This is a genomic window from Terribacillus saccharophilus (assembly GCF_000725365.1).
GTDB lineage: Bacteria > Bacillota > Bacilli > Bacillales > Amphibacillaceae > Terribacillus > Terribacillus saccharophilus.
On sequence record NZ_CP008876.1, the window covers coordinates 1,229,803 to 1,247,139 of the forward strand.

Here is a 17,337-nt window from a genome sequence, read left to right on the forward strand (position 1 = left end):
AGGAAACAACAAATAGGATATTTCTATCTCATTAGGTTGCCCTTTGATCCGCAAAATCTTAAATTCTCTTATTGTTATTAGTAAAGATCAGCGCATTCTAAGCTGATTTCTCCGTGTATTATTATCGTTCTTCTATATTTGTATATTAAAGCTCCATAAAACAATATACAATGAGAAATATAAGAGATTATGTCGATTAAGTATGAAAAATATAGTAAAAATATGTGGTTTGTTTTTACTTTGATAAGAGATTCAAATAGCGATGCAACCTGATAACACCAGGAGAATGGAGAATATAGGGATGTCAAAGGATCAAACAAGGTATTCTCGACTTGCAAATATAACCAAAATGATCAATACAAAACTAGATTTACGTGAAGTATTGGAGCAAGTAACAACAGCGATTTCTGAAGAAATTGTGCAATGCGACTCTGTTGGTATTTATTTGCCGCAAGAAGATGGTACTTTTAGAGGTTACGTAGGAAAGCCAGAAACTATTAATGGTTGGACATTGGATATGCATGTCATTGATATGGAATTCGATTTACTGGCAAAAGAAGTAAGTGAAACAAAAAAAGCAATCTATATACCTGATACGTCAATGGACAGCCGGCCAGATCAGCGAGCTGTTGAAGGGTTTCAAATCAAATCTTTACTTGTACTTCCTATCTCTTTTGAAGAAGAGCTGTTCGGTCTTGTTTTTTTATTTGATTATGGAATCCCGATGAATTTAACAGAATCTGAAATCCAAACGGTTGAGGCATATGTGAATATGGCAGCTGTAGCTATTCAAAATGCGAACAATTTAACACATAAAGAGAATCTTATTGCCGAGAAACAACGATTGCTTGATGTGACACGTGATTTATCCATGTGTTCTTCCATGCAAGAAAGCCTTGATACTTGTTTCTCTTATTTAGGAGGAGTTTTAGAAAACTATAATATTGGAGTTCATTTGCTGGATCCATTAGCAGAAAAGAAAATAACACCAGCGAAGTTAAGCACGGATTCCGACTGGACAGAAGAAGATTGGATCAGGACACATAATATAATACAAATCGACCAAAGCAATGATAGAGTCATGCAAGAGGTCATTAAAACAAGAAAGTCAGTATTGATTCCAGATGTGTATGCAGATTCACGCCCAAACCATGATGTTTGCCGTAATTTTGGTATAAAAGGTTTATTCATGCTGCCATTGGTTTCAATGGGAGAGGTATTAGGCCAAATATCAATTGTTAATCTTGAAGATGGCGATTTCCATTATTCTGAGGAGCAAATAGAGCTGTCACAATCCATTGTGGATATAACAGCCTCCACCCTGTCCAATCTTTTGTATATGGAAAAACAGGAAGTCATTATTGAGGAGAGAACCTCGGAAATAACTGTGAAAAATAAAGAACTGGAACGAGTGATAACCGAGCTGCAGCAGCTGAGCCGTGAAAAGGAATTGATACTCAATTCTGCTGGTGAAGGGATTTTCGGTTTAGATTTGAATAAGAACATTACTTTTTGTAATCCAGCTGGTGCATCTATGTTAGGTTATGAAACAGAGCGTGAATTAATAGCGAAACCTTCTAGTCTGATTTTCAATGGCAGCGAAACAGAAAGTAAGCTGCATTCGTCATCTGGTTTTGATGAAAATCGAAATTATTATAACAAAGAAGAATGGTTCTTTAGGAAAGATAATTCAAATTTTCCAGTCGAATATGTGATCTCCTCCATAAAGGAAGGAAATGAAATCGTGGGGGAAGTTGTCACATTCAAAGACATAACACAAAGGAAACAGATGGAGGAAGAAATTAAATATCATGCCTATTTTGATAGTTTAACAGATTTACCAAATAGAGTACTTTTAAAAGACAGACTAAATCAAGGTCTTGCTTATGCCCAATCGAATGGAGAAAAATTAGCTGTTTTATATTTGGATTTAGATCGGTTTAAGCTGGTGAATGATACGCTCGGGCATAGTATTGGTGATTTGCTTCTAAGAAATGTTGCAAAGAGATTGAGTGCTTGTGTATCAAAAAGTACAACAGTTTCGAGGCAAGGGGGAGATGAATTCACCATTTATTTGCCCAATATAAAAAATGAAAAAGAAGTATTGAAGGTTGTGAACCGGGTAATTGATTCTTTTTCTGAACCATTTAAATTAGTGGATGATGAAATTTACATGAAAACGAGTATTGGTATTAGTTTATTTCCAGATAACGGTGATACGACTGAAACCCTAATTAAAAATGCAGACACAGCAATGTACAAATCGAAAGATATATCTGGAAATAATTATCATTTCTTCAGTGAAGGAATGGATAACAGAACATTTGAAAGTATAAAGCTGGAAAATGCTTTGTATAAAGCTTTAGAGCGGAAAGAGCTCATAATCTATTATCAACCGCAAATAGACTGTAAGACGAATAATATCGTGGGAGTAGAGGCTTTACTCAGGTGGAACCATTCAGAGCATGGTATGATTTCGCCAGATAAATTTATCCCGATTGCTGAAGAAACTGGGTTAATTGTCCCAATAGGCGAATGGGTTTTGGAAGAGGCTTGTAAGCAATTAAAGGAATGGCATGATCAAGGCTTCCCTTTAATTAATATGAGCGTGAATTTATCCGTTCGTCAGTTTGAACAGCGTAATCTTTTTTCAACTGTAGAGGATGTTTTAAAGAAGGTCGGGCTGTCTCCAAAGTATTTAGATTTAGAACTTACAGAAAATCTTATCGTTAAAAATACAGACTTAACCTTAGAAACAATGAAGAAATTAAAAGGACTAGGTATAAATATTGCAATTGATGATTTTGGCACGGGCTATTCATCATTGGGTTATTTGAAAAATCTGCCGATATCAACATTGAAAATAGATAAATCTTTTGTACAAGATATGATAAAAGATAATGCCGCCATAACCAACACGATAATAATGCTGGCCAAGAATTTAAATCTTGAGGTTATTGCTGAAGGTGTTGAAACAAAAGAACAGATGGAATATTTATGTGCCCGAGATTGTTTTCTGATGCAAGGATATTTTTTCAGCCGTCCTATGCTGGCTGAAGATATCGCCAAGAAATACTTTCTATGAAAAGGATAAAAAAATTGAATATAGGATGGAGAATGAAAATGAAAGCAGCTCGAGTTGTTTTAGAATATATACAAGCTAATGGAATTAAGCATATATTTGGTATTCCAGCAGGTTCTGTCAATGCATTTTTTGATGAGCTTTATGATATGCCTGAATTAACACCGATCGTAACAAAGCATGAAGGTGCGGCATCTTACATGGCAGCTGCGTATGCTAAATATTCTAATCAACTGAGCGTATGTATCGGCTGCAGCGGACCAGGTGCCACCAATCTCGTAACAGGCGCAGCCAATGCTATGCGGGAGCACTTACCTGTGTTATTCATTACTGGTGCTGTACCAGTTGATACAGTAGGTTTGAACGCTTCTCAAGAATTAGACGTTGAACCAGTATTTCGATCTGTTACCAAATATAGTGTAACCGTAAGTGACGCAAAGGATTTACTAAGAGAAGTTGAAATTGCAACGGAAATTGCCATTTCAGGCGTACCAGGACCAGTACATATTGCCATCCCGATAGATATTCAACATGCTGCTTTGAATCATACTGAACTGCATAACCCACCTAAACGATTGCCAATGGTTCCTGAACACGACACTATTAAAACTGTGGCTCGAGAATTGTTAAAAAGGGAAAGCGGTTATATCTTTGCAGGGCAGGGAGTACGGAATTCTATTGAGGCGTTAATAGAGTTGGCAGAATTGCTTAATTGGCCGATTATAACATCTCCGCAAGCAAAAGGGTATATTCCTGAGCAGCACCCGCTTTTAGTAGGAGTCTTCGGTTTTGCAGGTCATGAGGCTGCTTCGGAGCTAATAAATGAAGGTGACGGACAAGCGTTATTAATTGTAGGATCCAGCTTAGGTGAAACAGCGACGAATAACTATAACGGTAATCTTTTAAGGAATCGTTTCTCTGTGCAAATGGACTTTGACCGTTCTGTGTTTAATAGGAAATACGAGATTGATATACCAGTATTGGGAGATATAGATTTAAGCTTATTACATCTAATTGTAGAATTAAAGGCTTTGGGGTTACAAAGCAAAAGCACTGAGCTGGCTGTAGAAAAGAATAATGAGGCAGAGGAGCATATGGAGGAATATAACACGAAAAATGTCCTTCTATCTATTCAAAAATATGTGCCAACATCAACTAGGTACACCATTGATATTGGCGAATTCATGTCCTATGTAATCCATCATATGAAGGTCTTGGATTCTGATACATATAATATTAATGTACATTTTGGCGCCATGGGAAGTGGAATCGGTGCTGCAATAGGATCAAAATTAGCTGAACCAGAACGCCCTGTTGTCTGTATTACAGGGGACGGCTGCTTTTTCATGCACGGAATGGAAATAGCAACAGCAAAAGAGTATAATTTGCCAATTTTGTTTGTTGTAATGAATAATGCGAGATTAGGTATGGTATATCACGGACATGCGCTGCAATTCAAAAGAACTCATACATCTTTCGAACAGGAACCAATCAATATTAGTGCAATGGCCGCAGCTATGAATATACCGAGCTATAGAGTGTCAGATTTAGAAGATATCAATCAAAATGTGATAGATAGCTTAACGAATCTGAATGGTCCATCAGTACTTGAGATTGCTTTAGTCGATAATAACACCCCGCCTATGGGAGATCGTGTTAAATTTTTATCTTCTTTTGGAAAATAAACGATATCGGAATAACAAAAAAATCATATAGGATTTCCTATATGATTTTTATTTTTATAAATTTTGATAGGATTGGCGAATGACTTTTAAAATAGCACCAATCGTTTGTCCCTTAAAGGCATCGGGAACGGCATTCTCATGTGCGTCTGCATAGTAGTAATTCCCGACTTCGTTATCAAAGTAGAATCCTAGATTGATTAATTCTTGCTTCAAATCTTCTGGTAGCTCTTTTAAACCAGTCCGTTCAATAAAGAAGTCTGTTGGATAAATCATCACGTCGACATCCCCTGGCCCGGTATGAACTACAAATAAGTCTCGGTCTTGTCGATTGATCCACTGATCTTTTGAAAATAAGGAAATCCTTGAGCCATCTAAAGAGGACACCGCATCTAAGTTAATACCAAAAATTTGATTGATCAGTTCGCGTATTTCTGCACCTGAAATTTCTTTTTCATATTGGGCGAGTCTAGAATCTATAGCCATTTTAGCTTTGTTCTCTGAAGACGTCATCTCTCCCAGAATAGGCTTTGTTTCCAAATTTAAATCAAAGACGGTCGTTACAATGCTGCAAATCTCAGAACTAGTGATTTTTCCTTGATGAGAATCAAAATATTCATCCATTATTTCAACTTTTTTCATTTCTATTAAGCCCTTTTCTATTGTGTGATAAAATCTCTTTTTCAGTGAAGGTAAATTTAGAGAATCCTTAAAGGAAAAGAATAAACGAAGACTCAACCTACGTATTCATAAGAAAATTTTAACATATAAAGTAAAAGAAAAAACAAATACGAATTAAATTAACACTTGTAGATACAAAGATCAGAGTTATATTTTTAAAAAATGGCCCATCATAAAGACTTACGATGGGCTTTTTTAAATTAAATGTCTTGAGAGGAGCGGGTGATTAAATGAAGAATTAGTTAGGAGCTTTTATTAATTTAGAGCAGAACTAATCAAACTCGAAATCTAACCGATAAAAATACTAAGAGTCGGATTTTTCAGATTAAATGAAGAAGGCAACTGCCTTAATTGTAGAAAGGCTTGCGAAGGTCTGATCTAGCGTATTTAGGAAGCTAGAATAAATCTTATTCAATACTAAATGGAGGTTATTATGAGTCGAAATACTAAATTAGTACAATATTTCTTGGTTTTTGCTTTACTTATAACTTTAACAGTCACACCAGCAAATCTGAAAGTTGATGCAGCGTCTTCAGCAACCAATACAATAATTGACGACTTTGAAAACTATACTTCAGATGATGAATTAAAAAGTGCATATGGACTTTGGTCATCAGAAGGAAATGGTGCTGAATGGTCCTTAAATCAAGAGCAAGCTAATGATGGTACAAATTCAATGAAGATTGCCCCGAATGAGCCTTTAGATTCCTGGGTATCACTATCTCATAATTTTACTGTCAGTGACTGGACAGATTCTGCTGGCATTTCATTTTGGATACATAACGATGCAGATGAACCGTTGGAATTTAACTTCGATATTAAATCTGAATCAAAAGCTTTTGGACAAGAAGGAACTTTTACGGCTTCCTTGAAAGAGGACGGCAGCTCTTCATGGGAAGAGAATTCTTTTGAAAGCATGCTAAGTGTTCCAGCAGATTTTACTGGCTATATCCGTATTGCTTGGGATCAATTTACGGAAAAAGCATGGCAATGCCCAGAAGTCTGTGAGAATAATCTTAATTTATCCTTGGTAGAAGGGTTTGAATTTGGCTATAATCCACAGGCAAATCCGACGAATGAAATTTATATAGATTCTATCAGTAGATGGAGTGCTTCTGAAAGCACTTTGGCTCCTGACTGGGCAACTCCTTCTAACACCTTTAATCTTAATTACACAGCAGCGCCAATCGATAACCCGTTAAAAGGATTTCTACCCTTTAGTGAATCAGTAGAATGGCAGATAGATAATCAGATGCCATACAGTATGGAGTACTTCTATATACCTCTGAATGATATTATGACGAATTTTAATGAATATGACTGGAGCACATTGGAATCCAGGATAGATGATATAGCTTCAAGAGGAAATCAGGCTATTTTTAGGGTGTATCTAGATTATCCAAATAGACCATCAGGAATTCCGCAGTTTTTGTTGGATCTTGGGTTGGAAACGAAAGACTATTCCTATAATAGCAACGGAGGACCAGAGGGAACAAGTGTTTCACCCGACTATAATGATGAGAATTTAAGCACCGCATTGCAGCAGTTTATTGAAGCCCTTGGTGCTAAGTACGATGGTGACCCAAGAATTGGTTTCATTCAAGCTGGATTAATAGGCTTTTGGGGGGAATGGCACACTTATCCGCAAGATGGCTCGACTCCGGCTGGAGATTGGGATGGTGAATTGGCTGAACAAAAAGATGGACGTGCAACAGATTGGATGCCAAACCTGGCCAATCAAACAGCCATTCTTCAAGGATTTGACAATGCATTTGATGAAACAAAAATACTTGCGCGTTATCCATCCGAATTTAATCGTGACTTGAATATAGGTTATCACGATGACTCTTTTGCCTTTCAGACTTTACCTGCTAGTTTGGGTGGAGAAGACTGGCACTTTATCGGCCGTCTGCAAGACAATCAAGTGATGGATAAATGGAAAGCAGAACCTATCGGTGGGGAAATGCGTCCGGAAATTCAAATTGATATGTGGGATAACGATCCGCCCCAATATCTAGGTGAGCCAATCGAAGGGGCGCAAGGAGAAGATTTTTACAAAAGCTTGGAATTAACTCATGCGTCTTGGTTAAAAATCCAAGAAGTTTTCCAAACGCCGCTAGAAGGAGATGCTCTTGAGAGAGCCCGTGAAGGTTCACGTAGTTTAGGTTACGAGTATTTTGTGCCAACTGCTTACGTAGACGCAACTGATAGCCAATTGCAAGCAGCTATTGAAATTGAAAATACAGGTGTGGCTCCTTTCTATTATGATTGGGAAGTCGAAATCGCAGCAAGGGATAAGAACGGTAACATCAAAGAATGGACAACCGATTGGGATCTATCATACGTATTACCACATGACAAAGAGACGAAAGATAATAAGGCTTTGTTCAAGTGGTCTGCTGACGCATCAGAACTAAGTGCTGGTAATTATGATATTTTAGTCAGAGTCGTTAATCCTTTATCGAATTTTAACTCTAACGCGAAATCATTCCATTTTGCTAACGAGGAGCAGAAAGAGAGCGGCTGGCTGAAAATCGGGCAGATAGAGATATAATTTCCTATTTTTGGGTCATATCGTGAATAGCTGACAAGATGATTCAATTACAGATGAAACAAAGAACGACCGGGTCATACAGCCAGAGACCCGTATAATTTTAACAACTGAACTGCACCTCCAAAATTTAGACTCTATCTAGAAATTGGAGGTACTTGTTTTATTTAGCCATAATAGCTGTTTTACTATTACATTGCGTGTTATACATTATGTTGTGTTACTATTCAGAATAAGCATTTTTACAGTTTGCAATAAAGGAGTTGTTTTAATGAGAATGTATGTAGTGGATGCATTTGCAGAGAAGGTATTTGAAGGTAATCCTGCAGCTGTCTGTGTTATGGAAAAATGGATATCAGACAGTTTGATGCAAAAAATCACTTCGGAAAATAATCTTTCAGAAACAGCGTTTACTGTTAAAACTGGATCCTATTACGAGTTGCGATGGTTTACACCAGGCGGAGAGATAGACCTTTGTGGTCATGCTACGCTCGCTACTGCTTATGTGCTAGCAAACTTTTATGCTACTGAAGACGCTTCTTTCGTATTTGAGACAAAAAGTGGGGAACTTCGCGTCGAACGTAGGGGAGAAATATTTGAATTAAATTTTCCGAGTAGAATGCCTTCGCAAATTGAATTGACAGAACAAATGATTAACGCCCTAGGAGTAAAGCCATTGAGCGTTTATCTGGATAGAGACTTAATGTTTGTTCTAGGGAATGAGGAAGCAGTGAAGGGACTGTCTCCTGATTTTTCTAAGCTTAAGGCACTTCCAGATGGATTGGGTGTCATTGTTACAGCAGCAGCTGAACACAATGCATACCATTTCGTATCACGTGCGTTCTTTCCAAAAATAGCGGTAAACGAAGATCCAGTTTGTGGATCTGCACATACTCAGTTAATTCCATATTGGGCGAAACAACTAGGAGAAGATAAAATGGTAGCTAGACAACTTTCAGCTAGAGGCGGTACTCTCCATTGCCGTTTTGAAGGTGAGAGAGTTGCGATGGGTGGAACTGCAGTCTTATATGCTACTTCTGATATACAAGTTAACAGTTAATGTTTACAGTGTTTAAAAATATCCTGTTATAGATAGCTATATACGGAAATATCGCATCATTTACTTTATTGTTTAATTAGGTGAAAGACTCAACTAATGGAGGGAATATGGGTTTAGAAGTAGCTTGAATAAATAGAAATGGAGTGCATCTATGGAAATTAAAGAGATTAGAGTGATCGGCGAATATAGAGAAGAGCTTGCAAGTTTGTTCCAAATGGTAGTTGCTGATGGCGCATCCATGAATTATTTGCATCCAATGAGCAAGGAAACAGCATTATCTTATTGGGATAATGTACTCTCGGAACAAGTAAAGCTATTTATAGGGCTAATCGATGGCCAAATTGCTGGGACTGTCCAGCTGCATTATAGCAACAAAGAAAATGGTCGTCATCGTGCAGAGATAGGTAAGTTGATGACCAGTACTAAAGCCAGAAGGAAAGGCGTTGCCAGAAAGCTGCTTCAGCATGCTGAGCAAGCAGCAAAAGCAGATGGCAAAACTCTGTTATTGCTTGATACGGAGAAAGAAGGACCGGCCAATTTACTTTATCAATCTGAAGGGTATGTTCTTTTTGGAGAAGTGCCGGATTTCGCGCAGGATGCATTTGGCACACTTTTAACCGGCAATTTCTATTACAAATTAATAGGGTAATTTACATCTCAAGAATGGTCAGCCATTTGTTTTTTCAAAAATCAATTATAGCTATAAACAATCTAAATTCTTTCTCCAAACGCATCATGATTCTCTTGAAGCTTAAGAAAGGTAAAATTAATAAAATAATGTTCAAACAAAAGCTGATGCCTTGCAGACGAACATAATGAACATAATATTAATAACTGTTTCCGGTATGAATGGAAACAGTATACACAGTATCTAGTTGATGAAGGACTAAAAGGTGGGGGGAAGGGGGTTAACTCATGTGGCTCCACACTAAACTAACAACAAGAGAGGAAAAGACCTTCGAACTTATAGCAGAAGGTCTATCATCAATAAGTAGAGAATTCTTTTATTGGCAAAATCTAAAAACAATACTAAAAGAATTTCCGCTTGCAGGCAGAACCTCTTTTGTGTGTTATTGTATCTGTTTGTGTTCATTGTTCATACGTTTTCCAAATCTAGTTTTTACCGTGATGACATAAAAAGTAATAATGATGATTGAAGACATAAGGGCACTGTAAAATGGAGACTCATCTAAAACTACAAATAGGGATGGGATTTCTCCAAAAACATCGTTATCCGAAGTAAAGAATAATGCAAGGAAAACGTTGTTGGCTGCATGAGCACCAATGGATAATTCGGCTGAATTGCTCTTTATCGCTATATAGGTAAGCATGAAGCCAGTAAATACATAATCAAAACCTACGAATAGTGCTCCATCACTCATCTCTGGATTGGCAAAATGCAGAGAGCCAAATATGCTTCCAACGATAATGGATAGTAAAATAGGATTTTTAATTCCTTTACCTAACCATTGTAGAATAAATCCTCTAAATACTAATTCTTCACAAGTTGTCTGGATTGGCACAAGTAATAATGCAATCAGCACCAGCCAAATATAATTAGAGATATTAAAGTCATGTAAAGAAAAATCATCTGGGAATACCAGAAAGTCTATAATGGATGAAATCATCATAAGACCAAAGAAAATAAGAAATCCGAATACGATCCTCTGCCAATTAATTTTTTGATAAGGGGTAATAAGTGTTCTGAATGGACGCTTATGAATGACTTTCATGCTGAACCAGAGACCCAATAACCAAAAAGGATATTCTATATGTGACAAGGCCAAGTCTAATATCGGGTTTCCTAATGTTAGATCAGGCGTATCTAGTGCAGCTGGGTCGATTACTAGTAGTATGATGACATAAGCGATGCCGCTTAAAAGCAAAAAGAAGAAAATCGACAACAAAGATAATATGTATCGCCAGTTGCTGTTTTCACCTTGTTGCATGCTAATAAATGATTTTTTCACAATGTAACTCCTTCTTATGTATAACAAGCTGTCTTTTCTAATATTACTTAGAATTGGTAAATGTAAGTAATATTGCCTTTATTATTCTAATTTAATAGACTGCTAGATTCAATAAAAAGATAATCCATACTTTTTCTGGAATCTGCAATAAAATCCCAGTCGTCATTTATCTTTGCGCATCTCCTTTGGTTTTTGAATGATTCCTTTTTATAAGTTACCTACATGATTTATGTATTTTAAGTGTTGAGGTCCAGTCTAAAGGAAGATGGGGAAGTACATTTCTTGAGATTGAATATGAAACACCAAACGAACATAGAGACTGGAAGGTGTAAGAGGTATCACTACAAATCATTTCTAATCTATACAAAATCATAAAAAAACGCAGAAGGCATAAGCCTCTGCGTTTTCCTTTTTGATATGAAGCGCACGTCTTTATTTTTTTCCCAAACGTTTCACAAACTGCTCATCTGGAGTAACATACAACGTCTTTTGCTGATCATACGTTACAAAACCAGGTTTCGCACCGTTGGGCTTCTTCACGTGACGAATCTTTGTATAATCGACGGGTACCGAAGAAGAAAGTTTTGATTTACTGAACCAAGCAGCTAGTTTTGCTGCTTCTTCCAATGTTTCCTCGGTTGGCTCAGTCGCGCGAATAACAACGTGAGAACCTGGTATATCCTTCGTATGAAGCCAAGTATCCTGCTTGTGGGCAAGCTTCATCGTCAAGTATTCGTTTTGCTTATTATTATGTCCAACGAGTATCGTTGTGCCATCTGTCGCGGTATAAGTTTCCGGCTGCGGCAGGTTCGGTTTTTTGTTCTTTTTCTGTTGGGCTTTTGCCTTTAAATAGCCTTGCTCCCGCAATTCCTCACGAATCTCTTCGACATCCTGCTCCCGAGCGCCTTCTACTTGCTGGATGAGCTGATCAATATAGTCGATTTCTGCATTCGTTTTCTCAAGCTCCAATTCAACCATCGTGCGCGATTTCTTCAATTTATTATATTGCTTGAAGTAGCTTTGGGCATTTTCACTTGGTGTTTTATTCGGGTTGAGTGTAATGGTGAGCTGCTGTTGATCAGGATCATAGTAATCGGTGACGACAGCCTCTGTATCACCTTGTTTGATTTGATGCATATGAGCAGTCAGCAGTTCCCCGCGTCGCTGATAACTGTCGGCTTTTTCAGCTTTTTTCAGTGTGTTTTCATGGATAGAAAGCTTGCGGATATTCTTATCTCGTTCATTTTTCAAGAAACGAATCAAGTCGCCAGCCTGCTGTTTCACGCGATCGCGTTCGGCTTTTCCGGAATAAAAAGCATCAATCAGTTCACTCATTGAACTGTACTGTTCTCGCACACCATCAATGCCAGAAAGATCCATGACGTAGAAGTCTTCTTTCTTTCCTCTAAAATAAGTAGGCTCATAGTTGCCTTGCTTCAGCTTATCAATGAAAAGTGTGTAAACCTGGGCGTATTTCTCTTTGTCACCCAAATATGCTTGCTGGGCCATTTCATTGGCCAAAACAGGAGATACACCTTGCAGCATATTCAAAATCTGTTTGTTTATCTGGCCAGTATTGAAGTCAAGCTTCCGGGCAAACTCTGTTGGTTCCAAAGTAAACGGGTTCAGCTTCTCCTGACTCGGAGGTAGCTTGTACGTCTGACCGGGAAGGATTGTCCGGTGTCGGTTCACGCTGGATGAGATATGTTTAATGCTGTCGATGATCATATCCGTTTCATTATCTACCAGCATGATGTTACTGTGTTTTCCCATCACTTCCATAATAATACGTTTGGATGTCTGATCACCAAGCTCATCTTTGCTGACGAAACTAAGCTGGATGATCCGTTCATTTTCGAATTGCTCTACTTTTTCAAGAAACCCGCCTGCCAGATGCTTTCGTAGAAGCATACAGAACATCGGAGGATTCTGGGGATTCTGATAGGTATCGTTTGTAATATGCACTCGTGCATAGCTTGGATGCGCCGACAATAATAGTGCGTGATTCTTCCCTTTGCTGCGGAAGGTGAGCACGATCTCCGTATCCGTCGGCTGGTATATTTTTGACAGACGGCCAGTTGCCAATGTATCATGCAGCTCTTTGGCCATCGCTCTAGTTACTATTCCGTCAAATGCCATATGTTTCACCTCATTCTCTGCTAGTATAGCATTTTATCGGACAAGCACGCATACATTTACTTTAGAAATAAGGGTGGAGGTATGCAATGTGCGATGGTATCAAGTTTCAGCAGAGGAAACAGCCCAACAGACAAATTCCGACACACATAAAGGACTTAGCACAAAGGAAGTAGACCAGCGGCTGAAGCGGGATGGAAAAAATGAATGGAAAGAGGAAAAAGGAGTTTCCCAGCTTGCGCTATTTTTTGGACAGTTCAAAGACTTTATGGTTCTGGTGCTTCTCGCAGCGACGGTCGTCTCTGGACTGTTGGGCGAGTATATCGATAGCATTGCCATCCTGCTGATCGTTCTGTTAAATGCGCTGATTGGCTTCTTTCAGGAAAGAAATGCTGAAAAATCTCTCAGCAAACTGAAGGAATTAAATGCCCCGATGGCGCGTGTGCTGCGGGATGGACAATGGGCGAGGATATCATCGGCAGAACTGGTCGTTGGTGATGTCGTATCACTGACTGCAGGTGACCGAGTACCTGCTGATCTGCGTTTGGTTAGTGTGACAAGTCTGGAAACAGAGGAATCTGCACTTACCGGAGAATCGTTGCCTGTTGTCAAGGTGACAGAGAAACTGCAAGCTGATCAACTGGGGCCTCAGGATCAGCACAATATCGCATTCATGAGCTCTCTTGTAACACGGGGAAGCGGTACTGGAATCGTCATTGGAACCGGTATGAATACGGCAGTCGGGCAAATTGCTGAACTTCTTGTTGATACAAAACGAAAGCAGACGCCGCTTGAAAGAAGACTGGAGAAGCTCGGAAAGGTACTCATTGTCATTGCCTTACTTCTCACAGCGTTAACAGTTCTTGCGGGAGTTTATCGAGGCAATCCGTTATACGAGATGCTTATTGCTGGTGTCTCACTTGCGGTAGCGGTTATACCGGAAGGACTTCCAGCAATTGTGACGGTAGCCCTTTCACTTGGTGTGCAGCGTATGATCAAACAAAAAGCTATCGTCAGACGGCTGTCTGCTGTGGAGACTCTTGGCTCAGCCACAGTCATCTGTTCAGATAAAACTGGGACACTTACAGAAAATCAAATGACAGTCAAAGAGATATATCTCGATGGAAACACCTTTACGGTAACAGGGGATGGCTACGATCCATCAGGTGGTTTTTACCGGAATGGGAAAGAAACGAAGGAAGAGGCACTTATCCATCTCCTTCGTTATGGAGTTTTGTCGAGCCATGCAAAGGCATTCCGGAAAAAAAAGCGCTGGATGATCGATGGTGATCCGACTGAGGGGGCACTTGTTGTCGCTGGGAAGAAAGCAGGAATTGAAGTGGACGACTTATCCAGCTATAGCATTGTGCATGAAATACCTTTTGACAGCAAGCGGAAAAGAATGACCGTTCTGGTCAAGACACCTGAAGGGAAACTGATTGCGATTACGAAAGGCGCACCAGATGTTTTAATAGAAAAAGCTGCGTATCATGGAGCAGAGAAAAAACTGCTTGCTGGCAAGGATAAGAAAGTATTGTATGAAGCTGTAGATCAAATGGCTGCTAAAGCACTGCGAACGATTGCTGTTTGTGTCCGGCACTTTCCAGCTGGATATCAGCCGAAAGAAGAAGAGCTGGAAAAAGAAATGATATTTATCGGTCTGAACGGACTGATCGACCCGCCGCGCAAGGAAGCAAAAGATGCAATCATTGATTGTCGTAAAGCTGGAATTAAAACGATCATGATTACAGGTGATCATGTGAAGACAGCCGCCGCAATTGCCAATATGCTTCATATTCTGCCTCCAGCTGGCAGAGTCGTAGAAGGTAAGGATCTAGACCACATGTCAGATCAAGAACTGCAGGCAGATGTAGATAGTATGTACGTGTTTGCACGTGTGACTCCGGAACATAAGCTTAGAATTGTCCAAGCTCTGCAGAATGTCGGCCATATTGTTGCGATGACCGGTGATGGCGTCAATGATGCACCGGCGATCAAAGCAAGCGACATAGGCATCAGCATGGGTGTCACAGGTACAGATGTTGCCAAAGAAGCAAGTGCACTTGTCTTAATGGATGATAATTTTGCCACTATTAAAGCAGCCATCAAGGAAGGACGCACAATCTACTCCAATATAAGAAAGTTTGTGCGCTACTTGCTAGCTTCCAATGTTGGTGAAATCCTGGTGATGCTATTTGCCATGATTCTGGCGTTGCCAATGCCGTTAGTACCTATTCAAATTTTATGGGTGAATTTAGTGACAGATGGTCTGCCAGCCATTGCCCTCGGTATGGACAAGGCTGAAGATGAAGTGATGAAGCAAAAACCGCGTCATCCGAACGAAGGTATCTTTGCGAGGGGACTTGGTACGAAAATCGTTACCCGAGGTATTCTGATAGGATCTGTGACAATCATTGCTTTCATGCTCATGTACCAAGGAGATCCGGAAAGACTTGTTTATGCACAGACAACAGCGTTTGCTACATTAGTTATGGCACAACTGATTCACGTATTTGACTGCCGCAGTGAAAAATCGGTGTTTGCTCGCAATCCATTTGGAAATATGTGGCTCATAGGTGCCGTGCTGTCATCCCTCATTTTATTACTTGCTGTTATTTATGTCGGCCCGCTACAGCCGATTTTCCATACGACAGACTTAATTATGCGGGATTGGTTGTTGATTATGGGGCTAAGCGCTGTTCCTACCGTACTCTTCGGTTTTCTAAAGAAATAAATAAGAAGCATGCTGCCAGGATACATAGGCAGCATGCTTTTATGTTTACCGCGTTCTTGATACAGGACAAACAGTCTTGATTCTGATACACTGTGACTACTAAAAAGCCGGAGGGATTAGCTTGACTAAAAGCATGACAGGGTATGGCAGGAGTGTGGCATCCGGAAACAGTCTCACGGTTACAGCGGAATTGAAGGGTGTCAACTCCAGGTACTTAGATATCAAATGCAAGCTGTCAAAAGCGGCTGCTTATCTTGAAACGTCTGTAAAGGATCAGCTGCAGCAGTCTGTCAGCAGAGGCAAGCTGGAACTAATAGTGGATATCGATGGCGGAGGTTTGCGAAAACGCGAATTATCCATTGATTGGGAATTAGCTGAGGAATATATGGTTAAGCTTAGAGCTATACGATCCGCTTTTGATCTTCGAGGAGACATTACGATAGATACACTGCTGTCTCAATCTGCTGATATCCTTTTGGAAGAAGCGCAGCCAGAGCTGACAGAACTACCGGACTTGGTTGAAAAGGCTCTGCATGGCGCATTAGAAGCCTTCATCCAAATGCGTACAGCAGAAGGCAACGCTTTAGCAAAGGATATCCAAAATAGGATGACTGACATCCAAACCATGCTGAAGCAGCTGGCAGAGCTGCGTCCGCAGGTGATGGAAGCTTATAAACGGCGCATCGAGGACAGGATAACAAGCTACGTTGATGGTGGATTGCCGGAGAACAGCCGTCTGTATCAGGAAATAGCACTGCTAGCTGAAAAAGGTGATATAACCGAAGAACTCATCCGATTGGAGAGTCATTTAGATCAGCTTGCTATAAACCTTGAGAAGACTGTACCTGTCGGCAGGACATGCGATTTTATCCTGCAGGAGATGCAGCGGGAAGTGAATACGATCGGCTCCAAATCGACCGCTTCCTCTATCAGTATAATCGTAGTAAGCATGAAATCGGAGCTGGAGAAAATAAAAGAGCAAGTGCAAAATATAGAATAGTGTTGAGTTTGGTTTAAGATATAATTATAATGAATAAGATATGGTTTAATTGATGATAAAGGTATAATGAAAAGAAGATGCTTCTAACAATTAGAGCTGTAGAGCGGATTCTCATGACATTATAAGAAGTTTGAAACGCCAGTCAAAAGAGCAGTACAGCAAGAAGGGAGAAGCAAGATGAGTTTAAGATTGATTAATATCGGGTTCGGGAATGTTGTTTCCGCAACCAGAATAATCTCGATAGTTTCTCCTGAATCGGCTCCCATTAAGCGGATCATCACGGTTGCCCGTGATGCGAATAAGCTGGTGGATGCTACATATGGTCGGCGAACAAGAGCTGTCATCATCACAGATAGTGATCACGTCATCCTTTCGGCTGTACAGCCCGAGACGGTGGGACAGCGTGTCCTGCGTGACGATGAACTATCTGAGGAATAGCTA

At 39.7% G+C, this 17,337-nt stretch carries 11 protein-coding genes; 8 read left to right on the forward strand and 3 right to left on the reverse strand.

Annotated elements, in window-relative coordinates; genetic code table 11:
* Positions 1-301: 301 nt before the first annotated feature.
* Positions 302-3,085 (forward strand): bifunctional diguanylate cyclase/phosphodiesterase, encoded by a 2,784-nt coding sequence (locus GZ22_RS06255; protein WP_038560032.1) that lies wholly within the window; start codon positions 302-304, stop codon positions 3,083-3,085.
* 38 nt (positions 3,086-3,123) lie between these two features.
* A complete protein-coding gene (locus GZ22_RS06260; protein ID WP_174416623.1) occupies positions 3,124-4,767 on the forward strand; it encodes a thiamine pyrophosphate-binding protein in 1,644 nt (547 codons plus the stop codon).
* Positions 4,768-4,821: 54 nt separating this feature from the next.
* On the opposite strand, the gene GZ22_RS06265 is transcribed toward GZ22_RS06260, so the two are convergent.
* On the reverse strand, positions 4,822-5,406 hold the full coding sequence (locus tag GZ22_RS06265; protein ID WP_038560037.1) for a hypothetical protein: 585 nt from the start codon (positions 5,404-5,406) through the stop codon (positions 4,822-4,824).
* A 472-nt stretch (positions 5,407-5,878) separates the two neighbouring features.
* Between GZ22_RS06265 and GZ22_RS17995 the strand changes: the two genes are divergently transcribed.
* The 3 genes from GZ22_RS17995 (at position 5,879) to GZ22_RS06280 (ending at position 9,705) form a co-directional block, all read left to right on the forward strand.
* On the forward strand, positions 5,879-7,999 hold the full coding sequence (locus GZ22_RS17995; protein ID WP_051748086.1) for a DUF4832 domain-containing protein: 2,121 nt from the start codon (positions 5,879-5,881) through the stop codon (positions 7,997-7,999).
* Between the two features lie 268 nt (positions 8,000-8,267).
* Positions 8,268-9,056, forward strand: a complete 789-nt coding sequence (locus GZ22_RS06275; protein ID WP_038560040.1) for a PhzF family phenazine biosynthesis protein — start codon at positions 8,268-8,270, stop codon at positions 9,054-9,056.
* Positions 9,057-9,207: 151 nt separating this feature from the next.
* On the forward strand, positions 9,208-9,705 hold the full coding sequence (locus tag GZ22_RS06280) for a GNAT family N-acetyltransferase (protein ID WP_038560042.1): 498 nt from the start codon (positions 9,208-9,210) through the stop codon (positions 9,703-9,705).
* Between the two features lie 421 nt (positions 9,706-10,126).
* Here the strand turns inward: GZ22_RS06280 and GZ22_RS06285 are convergent, their stop codons facing one another.
* A complete protein-coding gene (locus GZ22_RS06285; protein WP_051748088.1) occupies positions 10,127-11,026 on the reverse strand; it encodes a CPBP family intramembrane glutamic endopeptidase in 900 nt (299 codons plus the stop codon).
* A 432-nt stretch (positions 11,027-11,458) separates the two neighbouring features.
* Positions 11,459-13,165, reverse strand: coding sequence for an Rqc2 family fibronectin-binding protein (locus GZ22_RS06290; protein ID WP_038560045.1), 1,707 nt, complete (start codon positions 13,163-13,165; stop codon positions 11,459-11,461).
* Between the two features lie 88 nt (positions 13,166-13,253).
* Between GZ22_RS06290 and GZ22_RS06295 the strand changes: the two genes are divergently transcribed.
* The 3 genes from GZ22_RS06295 to remA all read left to right on the forward strand — a co-directional run bounded on the left by GZ22_RS06295 (position 13,254) and on the right by remA (position 17,334).
* The gene (locus tag GZ22_RS06295; protein ID WP_038560047.1) at positions 13,254-15,896 is read left to right on the forward strand and encodes a cation-translocating P-type ATPase; all 2,643 of its coding nucleotides are present in this window, start codon (positions 13,254-13,256) and stop codon (positions 15,894-15,896) included.
* 121 nt (positions 15,897-16,017) lie between these two features.
* Positions 16,018-16,896, forward strand: coding sequence for a YicC/YloC family endoribonuclease (locus GZ22_RS06300; RefSeq protein ID WP_051748090.1), 879 nt, complete (start codon positions 16,018-16,020; stop codon positions 16,894-16,896).
* Between the two features lie 177 nt (positions 16,897-17,073).
* Positions 17,074-17,334 carry an extracellular matrix/biofilm regulator RemA gene (remA, locus tag GZ22_RS06305; protein ID WP_038560050.1) on the forward strand — a complete coding sequence of 87 codons (261 nt, stop codon included), beginning with the start codon at positions 17,074-17,076 and terminating at the stop codon, positions 17,332-17,334.
* The last annotated feature ends 3 nt before the right edge of the window (positions 17,335-17,337 follow it).

Coding starts and splice junctions, on each gene's coding strand:
- GZ22_RS06255 (WP_038560032.1), top strand. CDS start 302: ATGTCAAAGGATCAAACAAGGTATTCTCGACTTGCAAATATAACCAAA.
- GZ22_RS06260 (WP_174416623.1), top strand. CDS start 3,124: ATGAAAGCAGCTCGAGTTGTTTTAGAATATATACAAGCTAATGGAATT.
- GZ22_RS06265 (WP_038560037.1), bottom strand. CDS start 5,406: ATGAAAAAAGTTGAAATAATGGATGAATATTTTGATTCTCATCAAGGA.
- GZ22_RS17995 (WP_051748086.1), top strand. CDS start 5,879: ATGAGTCGAAATACTAAATTAGTACAATATTTCTTGGTTTTTGCTTTA.
- GZ22_RS06275 (WP_038560040.1), top strand. CDS start 8,268: ATGAGAATGTATGTAGTGGATGCATTTGCAGAGAAGGTATTTGAAGGT.
- GZ22_RS06280 (WP_038560042.1), top strand. CDS start 9,208: ATGGAAATTAAAGAGATTAGAGTGATCGGCGAATATAGAGAAGAGCTT.
- GZ22_RS06290 (WP_038560045.1), bottom strand. CDS start 13,165: ATGGCATTTGACGGAATAGTAACTAGAGCGATGGCCAAAGAGCTGCAT.
- remA (WP_038560050.1), top strand. CDS start 17,074: ATGAGTTTAAGATTGATTAATATCGGGTTCGGGAATGTTGTTTCCGCA.